The sequence below is a fragment of the Anoxybacillus ayderensis genome (assembly GCF_013761015.1).
Taxonomy (GTDB): Bacteria; Bacillota; Bacilli; order Bacillales; family Anoxybacillaceae; genus Anoxybacillus; species Anoxybacillus ayderensis.
In genome coordinates, this window is sequence record NZ_JACDUV010000003.1 from 46,307 (window position 1) to 65,557 (window position 19,251).

24 protein-coding genes are annotated in these 19,251 nt (G+C 39.6%); 12 read left to right on the top strand and 12 right to left on the bottom strand.

All coding sequences use genetic code 11. The annotated features are described in order from the left end of the window. The first annotated feature begins 14 nt into the window (after nucleotides 1-14). Complete coding sequence (locus HNR63_RS04655) at nucleotides 15-686, top strand: hypothetical protein (protein WP_181519958.1); 672 nt, start codon at nucleotides 15-17, stop codon at nucleotides 684-686. A 423-nt stretch (nucleotides 687-1,109) separates the two neighbouring features. Here the strand turns inward: HNR63_RS04655 and HNR63_RS04660 are convergent, their stop codons facing one another. The 4 genes from HNR63_RS04660 to HNR63_RS04675 all read right to left on the bottom strand — a co-directional run bounded on the left by HNR63_RS04660 (nucleotide 1,110) and on the right by HNR63_RS04675 (nucleotide 4,095). Continuing rightward, nucleotides 1,110-1,760 carry an amino acid ABC transporter permease gene (locus HNR63_RS04660; RefSeq protein ID WP_181519959.1) on the bottom strand — a complete coding sequence of 217 codons (651 nt, stop codon included), beginning with the start codon at nucleotides 1,758-1,760 and terminating at the stop codon, nucleotides 1,110-1,112. A 14-nt stretch (nucleotides 1,761-1,774) separates the two neighbouring features. After that, entirely contained in the window at nucleotides 1,775-2,428 is a 654-nt protein-coding gene (locus HNR63_RS04665; protein WP_181519960.1) for an amino acid ABC transporter permease, read from the bottom strand. A gap of 64 nt (nucleotides 2,429-2,492) precedes the next feature. After that, nucleotides 2,493-3,347: a glutamate ABC transporter substrate-binding protein gene (locus HNR63_RS04670; protein WP_181519961.1), complete on the bottom strand. Its 855-nt coding sequence runs from the start codon at nucleotides 3,345-3,347 to the stop codon at nucleotides 2,493-2,495. Nucleotides 3,348-3,366: 19 nt separating this feature from the next. After that, nucleotides 3,367-4,095 (bottom strand): amino acid ABC transporter ATP-binding protein, encoded by a 729-nt coding sequence (locus tag HNR63_RS04675; RefSeq protein WP_181519962.1) that lies wholly within the window; start codon nucleotides 4,093-4,095, stop codon nucleotides 3,367-3,369. 171 nt (nucleotides 4,096-4,266) lie between these two features. Between HNR63_RS04675 and HNR63_RS04680 the strand changes: the two genes are divergently transcribed. The 5 genes from HNR63_RS04680 to HNR63_RS04700 all read left to right on the top strand — a co-directional run bounded on the left by HNR63_RS04680 (nucleotide 4,267) and on the right by HNR63_RS04700 (nucleotide 6,978). Next, the gene (locus tag HNR63_RS04680) at nucleotides 4,267-4,626 is read left to right on the top strand and encodes an ArsR/SmtB family transcription factor (protein WP_181519963.1); all 360 of its coding nucleotides are present in this window, start codon (nucleotides 4,267-4,269) and stop codon (nucleotides 4,624-4,626) included. Next, nucleotides 4,619-5,566, top strand: a complete 948-nt coding sequence (locus tag HNR63_RS04685; RefSeq protein ID WP_085789471.1) for a permease — start codon at nucleotides 4,619-4,621, stop codon at nucleotides 5,564-5,566. Before HNR63_RS04680 ends, HNR63_RS04685 begins: the two co-directional genes overlap by 8 nt. Nucleotides 5,567-5,578: 12 nt before the next feature. Continuing rightward, nucleotides 5,579-5,809: a thioredoxin family protein gene (locus HNR63_RS04690; RefSeq protein ID WP_181519964.1), complete on the top strand. Its 231-nt coding sequence runs from the start codon at nucleotides 5,579-5,581 to the stop codon at nucleotides 5,807-5,809. Between the two features lie 102 nt (nucleotides 5,810-5,911). Then, nucleotides 5,912-6,235, top strand: coding sequence for a YnfA family protein (locus tag HNR63_RS04695; RefSeq protein ID WP_085789469.1), 324 nt, complete (start codon nucleotides 5,912-5,914; stop codon nucleotides 6,233-6,235). Nucleotides 6,236-6,246: 11 nt separating this feature from the next. Then, nucleotides 6,247-6,978 (top strand): YkgJ family cysteine cluster protein, encoded by a 732-nt coding sequence (locus HNR63_RS04700; RefSeq protein WP_181519965.1) that lies wholly within the window; start codon nucleotides 6,247-6,249, stop codon nucleotides 6,976-6,978. Between the two features lie 40 nt (nucleotides 6,979-7,018). Here the strand turns inward: HNR63_RS04700 and HNR63_RS04705 are convergent, their stop codons facing one another. The 4 genes from HNR63_RS04705 to HNR63_RS04720 are packed head-to-tail and all read right to left on the bottom strand — an operon-like array spanning nucleotide 7,019 to nucleotide 10,178. After that, the gene (locus HNR63_RS04705; protein ID WP_425485161.1) at nucleotides 7,019-7,282 is read right to left on the bottom strand and encodes a sigma-G-dependent sporulation-specific acid-soluble spore protein CsgA; all 264 of its coding nucleotides are present in this window, start codon (nucleotides 7,280-7,282) and stop codon (nucleotides 7,019-7,021) included. A 44-nt stretch (nucleotides 7,283-7,326) separates the two neighbouring features. Beyond that, nucleotides 7,327-8,364: an iron-containing alcohol dehydrogenase family protein gene (locus HNR63_RS04710; protein WP_042533991.1), complete on the bottom strand. Its 1,038-nt coding sequence runs from the start codon at nucleotides 8,362-8,364 to the stop codon at nucleotides 7,327-7,329. Beyond that, nucleotides 8,361-9,011 carry an MtnX-like HAD-IB family phosphatase gene (locus HNR63_RS04715; protein ID WP_181519967.1) on the bottom strand — a complete coding sequence of 217 codons (651 nt, stop codon included), beginning with the start codon at nucleotides 9,009-9,011 and terminating at the stop codon, nucleotides 8,361-8,363. Before HNR63_RS04715 ends, HNR63_RS04710 begins: the two co-directional genes overlap by 4 nt. Before the next feature lie 48 nt (nucleotides 9,012-9,059). Next, nucleotides 9,060-10,178, bottom strand: a complete 1,119-nt coding sequence (locus tag HNR63_RS04720) for an NAD(P)/FAD-dependent oxidoreductase (protein WP_181519968.1) — start codon at nucleotides 10,176-10,178, stop codon at nucleotides 9,060-9,062. A gap of 112 nt (nucleotides 10,179-10,290) precedes the next feature. Here HNR63_RS04720 and HNR63_RS04725 point away from each other — a divergent pair, with 112 nt between their 5' ends. Next, nucleotides 10,291-11,985 carry a hypothetical protein gene (locus tag HNR63_RS04725; RefSeq protein WP_343047605.1) on the top strand — a complete coding sequence of 565 codons (1,695 nt, stop codon included), beginning with the start codon at nucleotides 10,291-10,293 and terminating at the stop codon, nucleotides 11,983-11,985. A gap of 26 nt (nucleotides 11,986-12,011) precedes the next feature. Here the strand turns inward: HNR63_RS04725 and HNR63_RS04730 are convergent, their stop codons facing one another. Together HNR63_RS04730 and HNR63_RS04735 are read right to left on the bottom strand one after the other, a co-directional pair. Further along, nucleotides 12,012-13,001: a sodium-dependent bicarbonate transport family permease gene (locus HNR63_RS04730; RefSeq protein WP_181519969.1), complete on the bottom strand. Its 990-nt coding sequence runs from the start codon at nucleotides 12,999-13,001 to the stop codon at nucleotides 12,012-12,014. Between the two features lie 119 nt (nucleotides 13,002-13,120). After that, nucleotides 13,121-13,480 (bottom strand): Na-translocating system protein MpsC family protein, encoded by a 360-nt coding sequence (locus tag HNR63_RS04735; RefSeq protein ID WP_181519970.1) that lies wholly within the window; start codon nucleotides 13,478-13,480, stop codon nucleotides 13,121-13,123. Between the two features lie 298 nt (nucleotides 13,481-13,778). Between HNR63_RS04735 and HNR63_RS04740 the strand changes: the two genes are divergently transcribed. Next, a complete protein-coding gene (locus HNR63_RS04740) occupies nucleotides 13,779-14,696 on the top strand; it encodes a diacylglycerol/lipid kinase family protein (RefSeq protein WP_181519971.1) in 918 nt (305 codons plus the stop codon). Between the two features lie 53 nt (nucleotides 14,697-14,749). On the opposite strand, the gene HNR63_RS04745 is transcribed toward HNR63_RS04740, so the two are convergent. Then, entirely contained in the window at nucleotides 14,750-14,887 is a 138-nt protein-coding gene (locus tag HNR63_RS04745; RefSeq protein ID WP_006323411.1) for a hypothetical protein, read from the bottom strand. A 331-nt stretch (nucleotides 14,888-15,218) separates the two neighbouring features. On the opposite strand from HNR63_RS04745, the gene HNR63_RS04750 reads away from it, so the two are divergent. From HNR63_RS04750 to HNR63_RS04765, 4 genes are read left to right on the top strand one after another with little or no spacing between them, the layout of a single operon-like run. Beyond that, nucleotides 15,219-15,506 carry a MerR family transcriptional regulator gene (locus HNR63_RS04750; RefSeq protein WP_006323413.1) on the top strand — a complete coding sequence of 96 codons (288 nt, stop codon included), beginning with the start codon at nucleotides 15,219-15,221 and terminating at the stop codon, nucleotides 15,504-15,506. A 39-nt stretch (nucleotides 15,507-15,545) separates the two neighbouring features. Further along, nucleotides 15,546-15,830, top strand: a complete 285-nt coding sequence (locus tag HNR63_RS04755) for a hypothetical protein (protein ID WP_246316743.1) — start codon at nucleotides 15,546-15,548, stop codon at nucleotides 15,828-15,830. Between the two features lie 21 nt (nucleotides 15,831-15,851). Further along, nucleotides 15,852-16,601: a membrane protein insertase YidC gene (gene yidC, locus HNR63_RS04760; RefSeq protein ID WP_425485167.1), complete on the top strand. Its 750-nt coding sequence runs from the start codon at nucleotides 15,852-15,854 to the stop codon at nucleotides 16,599-16,601. 46 nt (nucleotides 16,602-16,647) lie between these two features. Continuing rightward, entirely contained in the window at nucleotides 16,648-18,792 is a 2,145-nt protein-coding gene (locus HNR63_RS04765; RefSeq protein WP_181519973.1) for a DNA topoisomerase III, read from the top strand. A 12-nt stretch (nucleotides 18,793-18,804) separates the two neighbouring features. On the opposite strand, the gene HNR63_RS04770 is transcribed toward HNR63_RS04765, so the two are convergent. Continuing rightward, nucleotides 18,805-19,170, bottom strand: a complete 366-nt coding sequence (locus HNR63_RS04770; protein ID WP_085789090.1) for a rhodanese-like domain-containing protein — start codon at nucleotides 19,168-19,170, stop codon at nucleotides 18,805-18,807. Nucleotides 19,171-19,251: the final 81 nt, after the last annotated feature.

A 19,251-nucleotide genomic window follows, 5' to 3' on the forward strand; every position in this document is an offset into this window, starting at 1 on the left:
ACCATAATTCTAAAGTGTATGCTGGATTTAAATGGGCTATCACCGCTGGGACAATAGATGAAAGGCATGTTCAGTACGTTGAATCCAAAAGCAAAAGCTTAAGTAAATTCTTTGAACCGAATGGTGAAGGAGCATTTTTAAAAGATCCTGTGACTGGGAACAAAATCGATTTCTTGCACATGGCTGCAACATTAGATGGAATATTATCAATATCTCCGATTCCTGATCAACTGGCTGGATGGGCTGGGGATTTACAAACAGCAGTCATAGACCTTCAACGCAATACAAACGATTCGAACGATTTGAAGCTTCTTCAGAAAGAAGCGAGGAAGATTATAGGTGGGAATAGTTCGTTTTCTACTTCCGATTTGTTGGCAGATATAGATGCTGTGAATATTGCGAATATGATAAAAGAAAATTCTAAGCTACATTTGTCCGAGGCCATTGAAGAATATTATTCAAAATCTGGGAAAGTGAATAGACGGTTTAGTGAGTTTATTGAATCGTTTGGAGGCAAAAAAGGGTTCAAAGAAGCTGTCAATAATGTTAATTTAAAAACCGGACCTATTGTAATGGATAGTGGCAATTTTGATAATTATGGAATTCCAACAGATAACCAAGTGAAAGCCATTCGTGAAGCTTTCATTAATCATGTGCTAGATCAAGCAGCCAAAGAAAAGAAATAAGCGTGCTCCTCATAATTCATCTAAAGGGAAAGGAAATGCCTTATGAATCTTTTGAAACAAACAAGAAGCAAGACGATTATTTATAGTTCTCTATGTGTGTCTGTTATCTTGTTCATTTATGCGATCAGCACGTTAGTTATTGATCCAAATATAATGAATACTTGGTTTGCTACTATATTTAGGGGCTTGGTTGCGATTATTTTTGGAGCAGTTTTTCTTAAGAAAACAAAAGGGGAAATGGATAAAAAAATTCGTTTTTTTAGAGTGTTTATTTGGATATGCACTTCTTTCATCGTTTTATGCATCTTATTTGTCGTATTGCTGTATTTAGTTTTTTAACGTTCCATTGGCGCTAAAAGGATATAAGTCTCATCGCTTCCAAAACTTTTCGTATATTTAAGGAAGTGATGAGACTTGTTATGTCTATATGTGTTTATGCTCAAGTCTTCGCGAAACGAGCGAAAGGGAGTAGTTGACGACAAAATACATCACTGCGACTAATAAGAAAATCGGAATGACATAGTTGACGTTTTGGCCGTTAATAATTTGCGCATGGTTCATTAATTCTGGCAAGGCGATGACGACAGCAAGCGACGTATCTTTCAAAAGCGAAATAAACTGCCCGACAATTGGGGGAACCATGCGGCGCAACGCTTGCGGCAAAACGATATGCCATAGCGTTTGTGTATAGGTAAGACCTGATGAGCGAGCCGCTTCTATTTGCCCTTTTTCAATTGAATTCAGCCCGCTGCGCACAATTTCTGATAGCATCGCCGATTCGAAAATGACGAGCGCTAAAATCGCAGCATAAAACTTATCAAGTTTGAATCCAACCTCAGGGAGCGCAAAATACGTAAAGAAAATAATTAATAACAGCGGCAAGTTTCGAATCGTCTCCACCCCGACGGCAAGCACTGGAGAAAGAAAAGGAATACGGCTATACCGTAGCACGCCGATAATAATCCCAATGAGAAAACTAAAAAAAATGGAGAGAAAGGCAACTTCAAGAGTAACAACAAATCCTTCCAATAAAAACTTCAAATGCGCAGGAGCATAGGCACCGACAAAATCCATCTCTCACTCCACCTTTACCGACTTTTTGCTAGGCGGCGTTCTAATGCGCCAACCCCTAAACTTAATGGAATTGTTAAAAGTAAATAAAATAATGCAACGAAAATATACACATCAAATGTTACAAACGTCTCTGACGAAATTAAGTCACCGAAATACATCAAATCAAGCCCGGCGATGACCCCGAGAACCGATGAGTTTTTTACAAGGTTAATAAATTGGTTGCCCATTGGCGGGATGACGATTTTTACTGCTTGTGGTAAAATCACATGCCACATCGCCTGCAAATACGTTAGTCCCGATGAGCGAGCAGCTTCCATTTGCCCTTTCGGAACGGCAAGAATGCCGGCGCGGATGACTTCGGCAATAAACGCCGCCGTGTAAACAGTTAACCCTAACGTGCCAGCAGTGAATGAATCAAAGCGAATGCCGATGGCAGGCAACCCGACAAAAAAGACGAATACAATTAAAATAAGCGGGATATTGCGAATAAATTCGACATAGGCAGCGCCAATCCAGTTTAATGGGCGAATGGGTGCGATGCGAAAAACGGCCATTACTGTCCCGATGGCGAAACTGCCGATTAACGCGAGGACACTCGCCTTTAATGTATTGGCAAACCCTTGCATATACATATCCCAATGTTCGATCAGAATCGAGTAGTCAAGCACCTTGTAGCCTCCTTTCCAAATGAACAAGAGATGAGCGGATATATTTCCGCTCATCGTCTTTTCGTTATTGTTTTGGCTTTTCGCCAATCCATTTTTCGTAAATTTTATCGTATTCGCCGTTTGCTTTAATTTCTTTTAAGTATTCGTTAATGACGTCTAATAATTCTTTATCGCCTTTGCGAACCGCAATTCCATACGGCTCTTCCGAGAACGTTTCATCAACGACACGGAAGTTTGGATCTTGTTTTGCCATTCCGAACAACAACGCATTGTCTGTCGTGAGCGCATCGCCTTGTCCTGCTTTTAGAGCTGTAAACGCTTCGGCGTAGTTTTCAAATTCTAACACAGTTGCTTCTGGCGCTTTTGCCCGAATGTTTTGCGCGGAAGTAGAGCCTTTTGCTGTTAATACCGTCACGCCTTTTTTGTTTACATCAGCAATCCCGTTAATGTTGCTGTCTTTTTTGACGAGCAACGATTGACCCGCCATGAAATAGACGTCGGAGAAGTCAACTTCTTTTTTCCGTTCTTCGGTAATCGTCATTGTCGCGATAATCGCGTCAATTTCGCCGTTGTTTAGCATCGGAATACGTGTTTTTGATGTTACTTCTTTTAGCTCAATTTTGTTTTCATCGCCGAGAATTTTTTTCGCTAATCCTTTCGCAATGTCGATATCAAAGCCTTCTACTTCACCCGTTTGCGGATTTTTTAAGCCGAAAAGGTTGAGGTCGTATTTGACACCGACGACTAATTTTCCGCGTTCTTTAATTTTGTCCAACGTGGTTTCTGTTGCTTTTTCTTCTGATTTGTTGCTATTTTTGTTCTCTGTTGTTGTTTCGCTGCTGCAGCCGACTAAGGCAGTAGCGCTGAGCATGGCGACAAGCCCAAGCCCAATCATTTTTTTCCAAACGGTTTTGAACATGAAAAATTTCCCCCTTATATTAATGGTTTAAAATCCGGCTAAGAAACAGGCGCGCCCGTTCTTCACGCGGATTGGCAAAAAACTGTTCTGGTGGCGCTTCTTCTAAAATTCTCCCTTGATCCATAAAGACGATGCGATCAGCGACTTCCCGCGCAAATCCCATTTCGTGGGTGACGACAACCATCGTCATCCCTTCTTTTGCGAGCGTTTTCATGACATCGAGCACCTCGCCAATCGTTTCTGGGTCAAGGGCGGAAGTCGGTTCGTCAAACAGCATAATTTTCGGTTTCATCGCTAGTCCTCTAGCGATGGCGACGCGCTGTTGTTGACCGCCAGACAGCGCTGTCGGGTAGGCGTTCGCCTTATCGTGAATACCGACTTTCTCTAAATAGTACATCGCCGTTTCTTTTGCTTCTTGTTCCGGCACGCCGAGCACTTTCATCGGTGCCAATGTAATATTTTGCAAGACGGTTTTGTGTGGATATAAGTTAAAATGTTGAAAAACCATACCGATATTGCGGCGCAGTTTGTTAATATCGGTGTTTTTGTCGTTGACTTTCACGCCATCGACAATCAGTTCGCCGCTTGTAATTGTTTCTAGGCGGTTAATGCAGCGGACTAACGTACTTTTTCCAGAACCAGACGGACCGATAATCACGACGACTTCGCCTTGTTGGATGGTGAGATTAATATCTTTTAAGACGTGAAAGTCTCCGTAATGTTTATTCACTTGATGAAAATAGATCAATATGTCCCCTCCTTTCTTTTTATTTTCTGAATAAATAGTAAATTATAGACTACGAAAAACGACAAAAACTAACAGAAAAATTTAAAAACCATGTTCAAAAAATGTTCATCATTTACAACTACAAAACTAGAAAAATAGTTTTATTATAAAAGTGAGGAGAGTGAATGACGGATGAAAAATCATTGGCAACTAAAAAATGAACAAGAATTAAATGACGTGATTGAAAAAGCAAAGCAAACGTTTCCTTTTCTTCAAGATGATCAGCTCATACAACATCGCGCTCAATTGTTTAAAGCACTTGGAGATGAAACACGTTTGCGCATTGTTGGTATGTTAATGCACAGTGATTTATGTATGTGTGAGATTACAGCTGCCTTGCAGCTACCCCCATCGACTGTCACGCATCATTTGAAATTGCTTGAGCGCGGAAAAGTAGTACATGTATATAAACAAGGAAAATTTACAATTTATCAACTAAATCAAAAAGTGGTCATGCCACTTATGGAAGAAAGAAGAGATGTTCATGTTTAACATGTTTGCGGACTGGTTAGTTGAAGATGTATTTGGACTGTCGATCACTTCAAAGTTTGGAGGAGCGCTCCATTTTTTTATTTATGATACGTTAAAAATTCTTTTTTTATTGTCTGTGATGGTGTTTGCTATTTCGTTTGTACGTAGCTATTTTCCGCCTGAAAAAGTAAAGCAATGGATTAGCGGGAAGAAAAAAGGGATTGCGAGCGTACTAGCAGCTTTGCTTGGTGTCGTATCACCATTTTGTTCGTGTTCAACCGTTCCTCTTTTTATCGGATTTGTCGAGGCAGGCATTCCGCTTGGGGTGACGTTTACCTTTTTAATTTCGTCACCGATTGTCAATGAAGTCTCACTTGTTATGTTGTTTTCGATTTTTGGATGGAAAATTGCGGTGTTGTACGTCTTGTTTGGCGTATTATTAGCCATTATGGCTGGATGGGTGATTGGGAAGCTAAAACTAGAGAAATATGTCGAGCCATATGTGTTTGATATTAAATTAGGGGAATCTGTTGTCCAAGAAATGACGATGCGTGATCGATTCGCTTATGCAAAAACAAATGTCATTGATACTGTAAAAAAAATATGGGTGTTTTTGCTTATTGGTATTGGAATTGGAGCGTGGATTCACGGATATGTTCCTGAAGATTTACTCGTTCGTTATGCTGGAAAAGAAAGCATATTCGCCGTCCCAGTCGCGGTCATTCTTGGGGTACCATTGTACTCGAATGCAGTCGGATCACTTCCGATGATTGAAGCGTTAATGGGAAAAGGGGTGGCGCCGGGAACGGCACTTTCCTTTATGATGGCGATGACCGCACTATCGTTTCCAGAGATGGTGTTGCTTCGCAAAGTGATGAAACCGCAGCTCATTGGTATATTTGTCCTTATTGCAACCATTGGCATTATCGCCATTGGCTATATATTTAATGCGATATTGTAGGAGGATGAGAAAATGGTGATTAAAGTGTTAGGAACAGGATGTAAAAAATGCAAAGAGCTCGAGCAAAACGTTCAAATGGCCATTGCGCAACTTCAAATCGATGCGCAAGTAGAGAAAGTAGAGGATATTGGAAAAATTATGAGCTATGGGGTGATGAGCACGCCAGCGCTTGTCGTAAATGAAAAAGTTGTATCAACAGGGAAGCTATTATCTGTCGATGAAGTGAAGGGGTTGTTAAAATAAAGGGGCGAGAAACGCCTCTTTATTTTTTTAAAAACATTTGTGATGTCGGAAAAATCGTTTTAAAATTCAAATACCCGCAACAAAAAAACAAGGAGAGAAAATATGAGCGCAATCATGTTATTTTTATTAGCTGGTGTTGCAGAAATTGGTGGAGGATATCTTGTATGGATTTGGTTACGCGAAGGAAAGTCTGCGATGTATGGGATTGCTGGGGGAATATGTTTAGCGTTATACGGTGTCATCGCAACATTTCAGTCATTCCCATCATTTGGACGTGTGTATGCGGCGTATGGAGGAATTTTCATTATTTTATCTTTACTATGGGGATGGGGGATCGACAAAAAAACGCCAGATTTGTATGATTGGATTGGTGGGTTTGTATGTTTAGTTGGTGTGGCAATTATGCTATGGGCACCGAGACAGTAGGGAGGATACGCATGCCTTTAACATATGAGCAAATTGTTCGGATTTGTAAGCAAATTAACGATAAGCATATGCCGAATGGACAAGCGTTCGTTGATGCGGTTGATGAATGGTTGGAACGATATGATGGGGAAAATGGGAAGGAATTTATGTTTCAAGCATTTAAAAAATTGCTTTTGCTTGTCGATGAACATATTCATACAATTGAGCGCAAAGTGAATATTCGCCCAACTTGTACAAAAGGGTGTACACACTGTTGCTATTTTCCCATTATTACGACGCGTGCAGAAGCAAGATGGATGATGACTCATATCGCTAAACTGCCAAATGACGAGCGAGAACGCATATATAAGCATATACAATGGTATACTCAACACTACGCGGAACAAATAAAGCGAGTAGAAACGTTAGATTTTACAGAAGAGAGAAATTTTAAGAAAATATATATGAAAGAGCAATTACCTTGTATATTTTTAAATCCCCAAACAAATACATGTTTCATTTATGATGTACGACCTATTCCATGTCGTACGTATGTAAACTACTGTTCACCGAATGTATGTGCGGAATCACATATGCCTAATGAACCGTTTAGTTATGAATTTTTATATGAGTTTTATATCGAGTCGCTTCATGATTTGATTCAAACGCTCATTTATGAAGGGGAAGATGTAGGAATCGACTATCCAGACGATTTGTTTACGATGGACTATTTGTTTTGTTATTTTATTAACGAAAAGAAATAACAAGTGTCTAGCGCTCATATAAGCGCTAGACATGGTTTGCTTAAATGAGTTGTTCATATATTTCAATTAAATGATAAACTCGAACAGCATCTTGTTCTTCTTTTGCGTACTTCATTTCTTGACGAAGCATGCGATCTAAAAATGCCGCTTCTTTTTGCGATAAATCCCGAACGAATTGTTCCTCGTTTTTGTATGATTTACTCATCAGTTTTTTATATAAATGAACGGCTATCGTGTGATGCCGATCAGCATAGTTTGCTAATGCTTCACGCAAATAAGCTAACGTTTGATTCAACCGCCCCACCTCCTCAACAGTAGGGTAAGCGGTTTCGTGGTTAATTATGTACGTTATACGAAAATCTCCTGTAAAATAGGGTCTTCGTCAAGAAGTTGAATGGCACGCTTCCGGTATTGTTCATCATGAATATACGTATAACGGTTTGGTTTGATCGTTGGTGCGATGTTGATTGCTTCTCGATATTCTTTTTTATTTAAACGTAATGTTTTAACGTAGTCAAAAAATCCGGTACGTGTAAACACTTTTGTAATGCGTTCCGCCCGATGTTGTTGTACGTGTGCCATGATATACGTAGCGATCCCAACTTGAATGCCATGCATATGCGGTGATTCGCTAATTTGATCAAGCGCATGGGAGATTAAATGCTCAGATCCGCTAATAGGTGCGCTATTCCCGCTAATAACTGTTGAAATGCCGCCCATTGTTAAAGAACTAATTAATTCTTTTAAAAAAATGGGATGCTTAATGTTTTGCATCGGCGTACGAATGAAGCTGTTGACCGCTTTTTTACTAATCATCGCCGCAAAAGCGTTTACCCGACTGACTCCGTGGTTTTGTTCAAATTCCCAGTCATACAAAGCTGTAATATTCGACATTAAATCCCCGACGCCCGCTAAAATAAAGCGATCCGGCGCCTGTTGAACGATACGTAAATCAGCTAAAATGCCAAATGGTACTTTAGCGGGAACGGTTGTTTTTTTACCGTTGACAAGTAACGAGCAGTTTGTGCTTGCAAACCCGTCATTTGATGCAGATGTCGGTATGCTAAGAAACGGCACTTGTCGTAAAAACGCCATATATTTACCGCAGTCAATGACTGCTCCGCCACCCATAGCCATCATGACATCACAGTGAGGAAGTTCAAACGCCTTTTTCATAATGTCAACGATATCAAGCTGGGGTGGTAAGCAAACAGTGTGAACAGCAGCGGATGAAATCGCTCGCTTCATTTCTTTCTCGTACGTTTGATAAGTGAAATCATCAAATAATATAACAGCTTTAGAAAAACGATACGTTTTCATCAGCTCGTCGATGCGACAAATGACACCTTCTCCAATTTCAAGAATGGATGGAATAGGGATGTTCATTTCAATACTCCTTTTTCTTGTAAATAACGTTCAACATCCGCAAACGTGTCCACAGGAACAAAAGGAATATGTTGTTCGCGCAACAACGATTGTAAAGCACCTTTTGCGAATGTCACATCTGCGACTTTCGCTGCGTGAACATCTGGTTCACTGTCGCCGATAAAATAAACCGTTTTGTACGTTTGTTTTAATGTACGAACGACACTTGATTTATCGATGCCGTATCGTTCTGAATAATGAATATGATTCGGATCGATGCGCATATGAATATTTTTATCATGATAATATCCTTCGTTAGAAAAAATATCTACGCCACGTATGTCGTACTTTTTTAAAATATGGCGAATATAGTAATCCGTCCCCGCACTTAGCACGTAAAAATCGCCCCCGTTTTGCTGGATGCGTGTAATAAAGGGTAAAACCGTTTCGTCAATCGGAATGTTATAAATATCTTCAATAATTTTTTCTTCATCTTGATGAATGGATGTAAAGACGGTGCTTAAAAAGTCAATATCTTTTATTTTTCCGTCACGCCATTGTTGAAACAATTGTTTACCTTCAGGAAAATATTTTTCAATAACCATCCAATAAAAGTCTTGATGAGAGATTGTTCCATCAAAGTCAGAAACAAATGCCCATTTGTTCATAAGAAAACCTCCACTTTTGATAGGATATGCAATTAAACAGCACGTTCATCAAAGAAATCGAATCGCTTGAGCGACATCGTAGTCGCTTCGCTGTAATGAGGTAGACTGTCCGAGAATCATTTTGGATAGTTCGAAGCCGACGTATGGTCCGGCGGTCAAACCGGATGCCCCAAGGCCATTTGCAACGTAAAGCCCTTCGATCTGTGGGACGGCACCGAATACAGGTAAAAAGTTTGGTGCGTGAGGTCGGAAGCCGACACGTGTTTCTAAGTGAGTCCAATCAGCAAGATGGGGGGCGACGGTTAACGCTTTATGTAACACTTCGTACACTCCACCAGCAGTCACGCGACAATCGATGCCAACACCATCTTCATGTGTAGCCCCAACGACAATTTTTCCTTTTGGGAAGGCGAGTATATATTGGTTGTTTGGTGGCATGACGACAGGCCAATGATCAGTATGTTGCTCAAGGTTTTGTAGATGGACGATTTGTGCTCGCTGTGGGGTAATGAGAAAATCAATACCTAGCGGTAAAAGTAACGATTTCGCCCAAACACCTGCCGCAACAATGACAGCATCTCCTTCGTAACGTTCATTTGCCACTGTAGCCCCAATGACTCGGTTATTTTTATGCAAAAGTGTCGCACTTCCTTTTATATATGTTGTCCCTAATTGAATAGCAGCATGAATAAGAGAACGTCGCAATGCGCGTCCGTCCACTCGAGCAGCTCCGCTTACATATAGCGCTTCGTATTCGTCACTTAATACAGGAAATCGTGTTTTTACGTCTTGTGAAGATAGACGAATAATCTCCCCGATTTCAGGCGCTTCTTCACGCCGGGTGTACAAACGTTCTTCCATGCTTTGTAACTTATTATCATCATGATGTAAACAAATGGCTCCGACACGTTTGTATCCTGTTTCGTGACCGTATGTTTGTAATTGTTCAATGAGATGGGGATAAAATGCCGCACCGCCTTTGGCAAGCGCATACCACTTTTTATTTCGCCGTTGTGACGTCCACGGGCAAATGATTCCTGCTGCTGCATCTGTTGCTTGCCCTTGGTCTTCACGATCGATTAAAATCACCTGCACTTTTTCTTTTGCTAGATGAAAGGCGATAGAAGCACCAACAATTCCAGCCCCGATGACGATATAACGATTCATTGTTCACACCTTCTTTATTTCATTTCGCATCATTAACAATAACATAATCTTTATATTGCCGCTAATCATTTCTCGTTATAAAATAGAGGAGTTAACAAATGATGTCATTGGGGTGTATAGATTGACAACGGTTGACTTACAACTAAAGCAAATTATGCGCGATTTAAAACATCACGATCCACAAAAGCGATACGAAGCTTTGTGTGCACTTGAACAATTATCAGAAGAAGAGATAGAACTTCAACCTGCTTTTATTCGAAAAATGATTGCGTATGCAGCAGAGACGTTTCCAGATCCTGTTGACGAGTGGGATGATCCGAGCTATCATGTGCTTCAGTTTGCGTTATATTTTGTAAGTGCACAGTTTGTTCCAAATGTCCTCGAACATTTTGCGTGCTTCAGTTCTGCAGCGAAAGAAATGGCGTTTTGCTATGTATGTGAGTTAGGGGATGAACAATATGATGAGGCATTATATCATATCGTTCATAGCGAGTTGCAACAGCAAACATTTTCAATTCCATGGGAGCAGCTCCGCCATCGACTGAATGTCATTAAAAAGCTTATTGATCACGATTATGCTTATTTACCGTCAGATCTTTTTTGTTGGTTATTGCTTCACTTGCATCGTGAAGGAGTAGCTTGTCATTTGCAACAGGACGAAATTGTTTCCATACTTATTCGACAGTATCGTCAAACGAAAGAAATGTATGCGCCATATGATGCTGATTATAGCCCGATGTTCGTTTTCCGGTTTTGGAAAGAAAACTACTTATCTATTCGAGCTGATATGCACGTATGCCTTTCTTTAATGGAGTTTTATTTTAACGAGGAAATCGCAACATTGTTGCAAGAAGCTTTATCGTTTCGTGATCCGACCATTCAAGCGCGAGCGATCGTTACGGCTTTACAACATCGCCTGACTGTTGCTGACGATGTCCTTTTAGCATGCGCAAACAATATAGAAAGTGCAAGTTTATTATATGAAGAAATGGAGCGGATCGGAAAAAAACAGCTGTTTCCGATGGAAGCAAATAAGCTCAATCATTTTGCAAAAAGCCATTTGTTTTATGTATTAACTCATGAATATGGCGTTGTCCCGAACGATATAGAAATGATCAATCATATTGAGATGGAAAATGAGTATAATGAAAAAGTTCGCTATTATTTCCTTGCTTATGTTGATGAGCAAGAAAAGTATGTGGCGTGGGTCGGGGTGTATGTTCAAAGTCAAGATGGGAGAAGTATGTTTGAATATACGTATGTTCCATTTATTCCAATTCAACAATATTCGATCGAGGAGCATAAAAAGTATTTTATTGAGCAAATCAAGCAAGAGCAGCAAACAGAACATACGTTATTTCGGCAACAGTGGACATTTCGTTGGACAAATATTTTATCTTACACTGTATTGATGTTGTTTATTTGTTCACGCTGGCTAGTGGCAGTTGAAGAAAAAAGTGTGTTTTTATATGTTCTCTCCTTTTTGTTAACCGCATTGGGAATTGTTTTTGTTGTAAACGATTGGAGAAAACGAAATAGGGAAATTGTACTCACAACGAAAAAATTGATGTACGCTGACCGATGGGATATACGAGAAATTCCTCTCAATCAAATAAAACGAGTGACTTTTGAAAAACGTAAAAATCGTTATCATATATTTCAACGAAAAAGTGAGCACATTGTTATATATGATGAACGCCATGAACAATTAGCTTTTCCGAAAGATGATATAAATGAAGAACAGTTCGTTCTTCTCCTTCGTCACGCAACAAATCATTTACAACCACCACCACATATTCAAAAATAGAAAAGCAAGGGACACCCCTTGCTTTTTCAATAAAACCACTTAGCCATTTCATAATATAGTGGCATGCCGATCGTTAAGTTAAACGGAAATGTAAGCCCGAGTGCCATGCCAAGATAAATCGCAGGATTCGCTTCAGGAACAGATGCGCGCATCGCTGCTGGAGCAGCAATATATGAAGCACTTGCAGCAAGCACGCTAAGTAAAATTGTTCCTCCCAACGATAGCCCTGAATAATAACCGATCACCACTCCTAAAAACCCGTATACAGGAGGTAAAAGAATACCTAATGCGAGCAGTTTGATCCCATATTTACGTACGGCTGCAAGCTGATTTCCTGCTGTTAATCCCATCCCTAGTAAAAAGAGAACGAGAACACTTGGGTATAAATCGATAAACAACGGTTTAACAATCGTAAGGGCGCGTTCGCCGCCGATTAACCCGACGAGAAGGCTACCGACCATTAAAAAGACGCTTTTTCCAAATAATCCTTCTTTAATGATCGGTCCGTACGCAGATGTAGCTGAGAAACGATATACTACTTCTTCCTTATATGAGCGATTTTCTAACAATTTCAATATGACGAGCGACACGATAATCGCAGGGCTCTCTAACAAGACGACAAAGGCGTTCATATAGCTTTCGTACGTAATATTTGCTTGTTCAACAAAAGCAATTGCGGCACCGAACGTAACGATGCTAACGGATCCGTAAGTTGCTGCAATGCCGGTTGCATTTTTACGATCAATGCCAAGACGACGGCAAATCGCAAACGTAATAATTGGAATAATGATACCAAGCGACAACGTTCCAACTAACGGGCGAACGAGTTCATGAAAAGAATGTTCCGCAAGTTCAATGCCACCTTTCATTCCGATTGCGATTAACAAATAGATGCTTAACGATTCATTTAAGCCCGCTGGTAATTTTAAGTCAGATTTCACGAGAGCAGCAATAATGCCGAGAATAAAAAATAAAATGGCTGGCGATGTTAAATTGTTAATAATCATTTCTTGCATAGCAATCCTCTCCTTCTATTTCTTTTTTATATTCAACAAAAAAGCCGGAAACATTTTTCGATTTGGTCGAAAAATATTTCCGGCGTATCTTTTACCGACCGCAATGGGCCTTTAAAAGATCAACCTTGTATATCGATTGGTTCTTGTAATAAAAAGACGATCATCCGTTCCCCTGTTTTTGTGCTAATATCTGTATGCATGCTTGTTACTTGTTTACCTGTTAATGTATAAATCATTTGTTTTAGTTGCTCGCTACCTGATTCAATTAAATCTGCGCGAATGCGTTTAATCGACAACATGCCTTCTTTTGTTTCGCACAATACTTTTTCAGCAGGAGTTAAAATGCCACGCAACTGTACGATGACCATATTTCGTAAAATATCTGTTTTTACAGAGAGTGGACCGCGGCCTAAATATTCTTTTTCCCATTGGGTGAGCGCGCGACTAATTTGATCTTCTAGTTCTCCTTTTGTTTTCACGTTGATCCCCCTTTAGAAACAAAAAACGGCATGCCTCACGTATAGATTGAAGTGAAACATACCGATGTATTTTTAGCTCAACTCGTTTCGGCGTCCGTCCTTTCGTTTTCGCCATGTCGCCATGTCAAAAACGCTAAGACAAAACAAGGAAATGAGTTTGCTATCAATCGTTCGGTGCAACAATTTGTCTCTAATTGTATAAGGCTTCAAAAATTATGTCAAGGGAAAAGATTGATGTCATACATGTATATGCCATGGTAAAATAAAAGGAAAGGGTTAAGAGAATGGGGGAGAAGGTTTGGTACTATATTTTATTGTAAATCCTTCAGCGAAAAATGAGAAATGTAAAGAAATATGGAAAAAAATCGAACGAGCACTTCAACATCATCATATTCGTTATCATGTTGTATTTACCCAAAAACAAGGAGACGGAATGAAGCTAGCACAACAGATTGCTGAGCAAACATATGAACCATTGATATTAATTGCCGTTGGTGGAGACGGAACGATGCACGAAGTCATGAACGGTGTTGCGATGTATGATCATGTCACTGTCGGATACATCCCAGCTGGAACAGGAAATGATTTTGCTCGAGGGATAAACATCCCGATAACGTGGAGAAAAGCGCTTAGTCAAATGTTATTACGTGTGAAGGATATGCATGTCGAACTGTATGATATCGGAACGTTTAAAGGTGTGAAACAAGGTGTTTTTGTGAACAGTGTCGGTTGTGGATTCGATGCACATATTTCACGAAAGGTGAATCATTCGAGATGGAAACATCTTTTGAATAGATTATATTTAGGAAAGTTTGTTTATGTGTTTTATTTATTGAAAGAGTTGTTTATATATAAACCAACTGTTGTGCAATTGACAGTTGATGAAAAACAACATACGTTTTCAAATGCATGGCTTGTCACTGTTGCGAATCATCCGTATTATGGCGGTGGAATGAAGATTGCTCCATTTGCGCTGTCAAATGATCAGTGTTTTGATATTGTCGTGGTCGATAATATATCACGGTTAAAACTGCTCGCTTTATTTGTGACAGTTTTCTGGGGCGGTCATATAAGGATGAAAGAAGTACATACGTTTCAAGGAAAATATATTCATATTTGCGGCAACACGTCTCTTCCTCTCCATGCAGATGGCGAGCAAATTGGCGAAGGCGACATTACGATTTCAGTAAACAAACAAATACGTGTGCTGAAGTAGCCTGAATGGATTTTTATATAAAGAATAAAGGCTCTTGCCATCGCCAAGAGCCTTTAATATTTGTTTTGCATATGCCGCAATATTTCATAGGCGCGATCGCCAAGAAGTGCAAGGAGTTGCTCAAATATCGCGTCTCGCTGCAAATCAAGCTCAATAATTTGTTTTGCTAAATCTATCGCTTTCTTTTCCATTGGCAATCTCCTTTCGAAGCTGTTCATATTTTTTTCGCAGTTCTGCTAATGTCCAATGATGTATTTCTCCTCCTTCATGCAGTTTGTCGATATAAAATTGTTTTTGTTTCATCGTTATTTGTAAAAGGGTTCCCATTTTCTTTCCTCCTTCCGTTATTTATTTGATAATCATTATATCTATCCTCTGTATTATAAACAGCATTTTTGTTACTTTTTATAACATGAATAATGAATTTTGTTAATTTTTATAACAAAATTCGTTTCAATATTGATAAAATGCAGTATATTAATGTTATGAAATATAACGCAGTATACACGAGAGGGGATAAGGATGGAATCGTATAAACATAAAAAAGTCATTTCGATTGGTATTGTTAGTGAATTAACCGGTTTGTCACCGAGACAAATTCGATATTATGAAGAACGTCAACTTATTTTTCCTGATCGATCGAAAGGGACGAGAAAGTATTCCTTTGCTGATGTTGAATGGCTCGTTGAGATCGCAAACAAACGTGAGGAAGGAGTGCAAACACGAGAAATTCGTTATGAAATGATGAAAGAGATTCGTGAAACGATGAGAAAAGGACAAATCAACGCCCATTTTCGTTCTCGCATGTAATTTTCTCTTCTCCATGTTATAATTGATAGGGGAAGGAGAATGGTCATGTTTATGGAGTTTTCATTCGATATATTTACGTATGTATCGCTCTTCAGTATGTTCGTTATGGCGATGACGTGCTATGTGACGCGACAAGTAAATTATCCGATCTCCATTCAACGATTCGTTTCATACGATGCGAATGGCTGTATGAAGACGAGCGATGTATATAGATATATGTCGTTACACGTGCGATTTGTTACATTTCAACAGCGGAAAATTCCGATCGATGAACGATCGTATGCGAGTGATGAAGAAGGAAGGACACTCCTTGTTTGCTTATGATAACAAACAAGGAGGAGTAAAATTGTGAAAAAATGGATTATTTTGTTTTCAGTATTTTTATTAAGTGCATGTAATCGAAATGTACCGATTACAGAGCATAGTCAAGGTGTGTGGGATCATTATTTTGTTTATCCGATGTCAAAGTTATTACTGATGCTTGGACACGCATTTCAAGAAAATTACGGGCTCGCTATTATTGCATTGACGATTGTTGTCCGCTTTGGGCTGCTCCCGCTTATCATCAAACAGTTTCGTGCCAATATTGCGATGCAGCGCATTCGCCCGGAAATACAAAAACTTCAACAAAAATATAAAGGCACAGATATGGAAACGCAAAGAAAGCTACAGCAAGAAATGATGCAACTATATCAAAAACACGGTGTCAACCCAATGAGCGGTTGCTTACCGATTTTTATTCAAATGCCTATTTTTATGGCGCTGTATTACGCAATTTCGCGAACGGAAGAAATTAAACTGCACTCGTTTTTATGGATGCAGCTCGGTCATCGCGATCCGTATTTCGTTATGCCGATATTAGCGAGCTTAACGACATTTATTTCGATGCGGTTATCTCCGACTGCTACAACAACAGAAACGGCTACACAAATGAAAATGATGTCATATATTATGCCTGTTATCATTTTCATGGGAGCGAGTTCTGTCCCTTCGGCTTTGTCGCTATATTGGGTCGTTGGTGGATGTTTTTCAATTATTCAGTCACTTATCATGCGTGCACAATGGAAAAGATACGATACAGAAGCTGCCAAATAACCTGCTCGCTAGCTGAGCAGGTTTCTTTTCGTGAAGGGGTGAAAAAATGAAAGTTATTATTGCTGAAAAACCGGATCAAGGAAAAACGCTTGCATCTATTTTTCAAACAAAAAAACGAGAAGGGTATATTGAAATTTTACCGAATGAGCTGTTTCCGACAGGCGCTTATATGACATGGGCAGTTGGACATTTATTTGAATTAGCTTCCCCAGAAACGTATGAAGCAAGCTGGAAGCGATGGACACTAGATACGTTACCGATCATTCCCGATCGTTTTCAATATGAAATGGATCGAAAAAAGGCGAAACAATTTTCTATCATTAAACAATTGCTCCGTCAGCCAGAAGTGACAGAAATTATTCATGCAGGCGATGCCGGGAGAGAAGGGGAATTAATTATTCGCAATATCATCTATATGAGTGGCGTCAAAAAACCGATTAAACGGCTTTGGATTTCATCGTTAACACCGAAAGCAATCGAACAAGGCTTTCGCAAGTTGTTAGATGAAAACGAGACGCGTCCGCTATATGAAGAGGCGTATGCCCGAACGTGTGCCGATTGGCTTGTGGGTATGAACGCATCGAGAGTGTATACAATTTTATTAAAACAAAAAGGGATGAATGATGTTTTTTCCGTCGGGCGTGTACAAACGCCGACGCTTGCATTAATTGTGAGACGAGAAAAAGAAATTGAACAGTTTCGTCCCGAGCCGTTTTGGGAAGTTGTTGCTACGTTTGATGTGAATGGAAAACGATATGAAGGAAAGTGGTGGCATGAAAATGAAACAAGAACATATGATCAGCAACTCGCCGAAAAGGTGAGCGCATTTTGCAGAGGAAAACAAGTAGAGATAGAAGAAGTGACATGTGAGCGAAAAACGTTTTTACCACCGCTTTTGTTTAATTTATCAACATTACAAGCAACAGCCAACAAGCGATTTAAATATTCACCACAAAAAACGCTTGATATATTACAAAAGCTATATCAAAAAGGATATGTCTCGTATCCGCGCTCGGATTCACAATATGTCACGAAAGGGGAAGCGGAAACGTTCCCACATATTTTAAAGTGGCTTGCGCAAAAGAAAGAGTATGCTTCTTACTTTCCGCTTGCTCATTATTCAATTTTACATAATAAACGTTATGTAAACGAAAAGAAAGTAACGGATCACTACGCCATTATCCCGACTGAACAAGTTCCAGATTTGGAAAAACTGAGCCACGATGAGCGAAATATTTACGATCTTATCGTTCGACGCTTGATCGCTGCCCATTGTGAAGAGGCGGTATTTGACTATACGACGATGATTACTCTTGTCGATGGACGGGCACGTTTCATTTCAAAAGGAAAAAAGCAAATACAAGCAGGATGGCGGGACGTCCTTATGTCACAAGATGATGATGTACAACTTTTACCGAATGTACAAAGGGGAGAAAAAGGAACGGTATATGATGTGCATGTGAAAGAGGGAAAAACACAACCGCCAAAGCGATACACAGAAGGCGAACTGATCACGTTAATGAAGACAGCAGGGAAATTTTTAGACGATGAACAACTAGAAAAAGTATTAGCAAAAACAGAAGGACTCGGGACGGAAGCGACGCGCGCCTCCATTATTACAACATTAAAGGAGCGAAACTATATCGAAATAAAAAATAATCAAGTATATGCAACCGATAAAGGAAAAGTATTAATTGAAGCCATCGGTCCATATATTTTAGCGTCACCCGAGATGACAGCGAAATGGGAGCAACGATTAAGTGAAATTGGTGAACGAAAGGCGTCAGCGACACATTTTATGGAACAAGTCAAAAAATTAGCAGCGAAAATCGTAACAGATGCGGTGCAAATGGCAAGCAGCTGGTCGTTTGAAGGGCTTGATACGGCTTCGATTCAGCGAAAGAAAAAAACAACGATCGGAAAACATGTTGGGACTTGTAAGCTTTGTGGGGGCTCGGTCATTGATAAAGGCTCGTTTTACGGCTGTGTCAACTATACAAAAACAAAGTGCTCATTTACGATTTCAAAAACGATGTTAGGAAAATCCATTTCACAAACGAATATTAAAAAATTGTTAACTGAAGGAAAAACGAATGTTATTAAAGGATTTAAAAAGGGAGAAAGGACGTTTAACGCTGCGCTTATATGGGATGAAAAAGAAAAACGTATATCGTTTTCGTTTGAAAAATAGGAGGACTGTCTCCTATTTTTCAACATCACCATTCCACTCGTTCATGCCGCCAGTCATATTATATACGTTTGTAAACCCTTCTTTTACTAGTAATTCGCTTGCTTGCGCTGAGCGATTACCTGAACGACAAACAACGATATATGTCTCGTCTTTTTTCAGTTCATTTATGCGCTCTTTCAGTTGTTGTAAAGGAAGTAAAATCGCGCCTGGAATATGACCAGAAGCGTATTCTTCTTCTGTTCGAACATCAAGAACAACAACGTCTCCTTTTTGGATCATTTGTGCTGCTTTATCAACAGAAATGTTTGTGTAGCCTCCTTGTGCACATCCGCTTATGATGAAAAGAAATACGAATAAAAGAGCTGCCCATTTTTTCATTTTGTCACCAACCTCCGTATATAATCGAATACCCACTCATGTATTCTAACTGATTTTTTTCATTTCTTCAAACGTTTCGAC

Bases quoted from the DNA above. Each gene is read 5' to 3' on its own strand.
- HNR63_RS04755 (WP_246316743.1), top strand. From the start codon at position 15,546: ATGGTCATGTTTATGGAGTTTTCATTCGATATATTTACGTATGTATCG.
- HNR63_RS04750 (WP_006323413.1), top strand. From the start codon at position 15,219: ATGGAATCGTATAAACATAAAAAAGTCATTTCGATTGGTATTGTTAGT.
- HNR63_RS04700 (WP_181519965.1), top strand. From the start codon at position 6,247: ATGCCTTTAACATATGAGCAAATTGTTCGGATTTGTAAGCAAATTAAC.
- HNR63_RS04720 (WP_181519968.1), bottom strand. From the start codon at position 10,178: ATGAATCGTTATATCGTCATCGGGGCTGGAATTGTTGGTGCTTCTATC.
- HNR63_RS04710 (WP_042533991.1), bottom strand. From the start codon at position 8,364: ATGAACATCCCTATTCCATCCATTCTTGAAATTGGAGAAGGTGTCATT.
- HNR63_RS04670 (WP_181519961.1), bottom strand. From the start codon at position 3,347: ATGTTCAAAACCGTTTGGAAAAAAATGATTGGGCTTGGGCTTGTCGCC.
- HNR63_RS04770 (WP_085789090.1), bottom strand. From the start codon at position 19,170: ATGAAAAAATGGGCAGCTCTTTTATTCGTATTTCTTTTCATCATAAGC.
- HNR63_RS04695 (WP_085789469.1), top strand. From the start codon at position 5,912: ATGAGCGCAATCATGTTATTTTTATTAGCTGGTGTTGCAGAAATTGGT.
- HNR63_RS04730 (WP_181519969.1), bottom strand. From the start codon at position 13,001: ATGCAAGAAATGATTATTAACAATTTAACATCGCCAGCCATTTTATTT.
- HNR63_RS04660 (WP_181519959.1), bottom strand. From the start codon at position 1,760: ATGGATTTTGTCGGTGCCTATGCTCCTGCGCATTTGAAGTTTTTATTG.
- HNR63_RS04685 (WP_085789471.1), top strand. From the start codon at position 4,619: ATGTTTAACATGTTTGCGGACTGGTTAGTTGAAGATGTATTTGGACTG.
- HNR63_RS04680 (WP_181519963.1), top strand. From the start codon at position 4,267: ATGAAAAATCATTGGCAACTAAAAAATGAACAAGAATTAAATGACGTG.
- HNR63_RS04690 (WP_181519964.1), top strand. From the start codon at position 5,579: ATGGTGATTAAAGTGTTAGGAACAGGATGTAAAAAATGCAAAGAGCTC.
- HNR63_RS04715 (WP_181519967.1), bottom strand. From the start codon at position 9,011: ATGAACAAATGGGCATTTGTTTCTGACTTTGATGGAACAATCTCTCAT.
- HNR63_RS04765 (WP_181519973.1), top strand. From the start codon at position 16,648: ATGAAAGTTATTATTGCTGAAAAACCGGATCAAGGAAAAACGCTTGCA.
- HNR63_RS04745 (WP_006323411.1), bottom strand. From the start codon at position 14,887: ATGGAAAAGAAAGCGATAGATTTAGCAAAACAAATTATTGAGCTTGAT.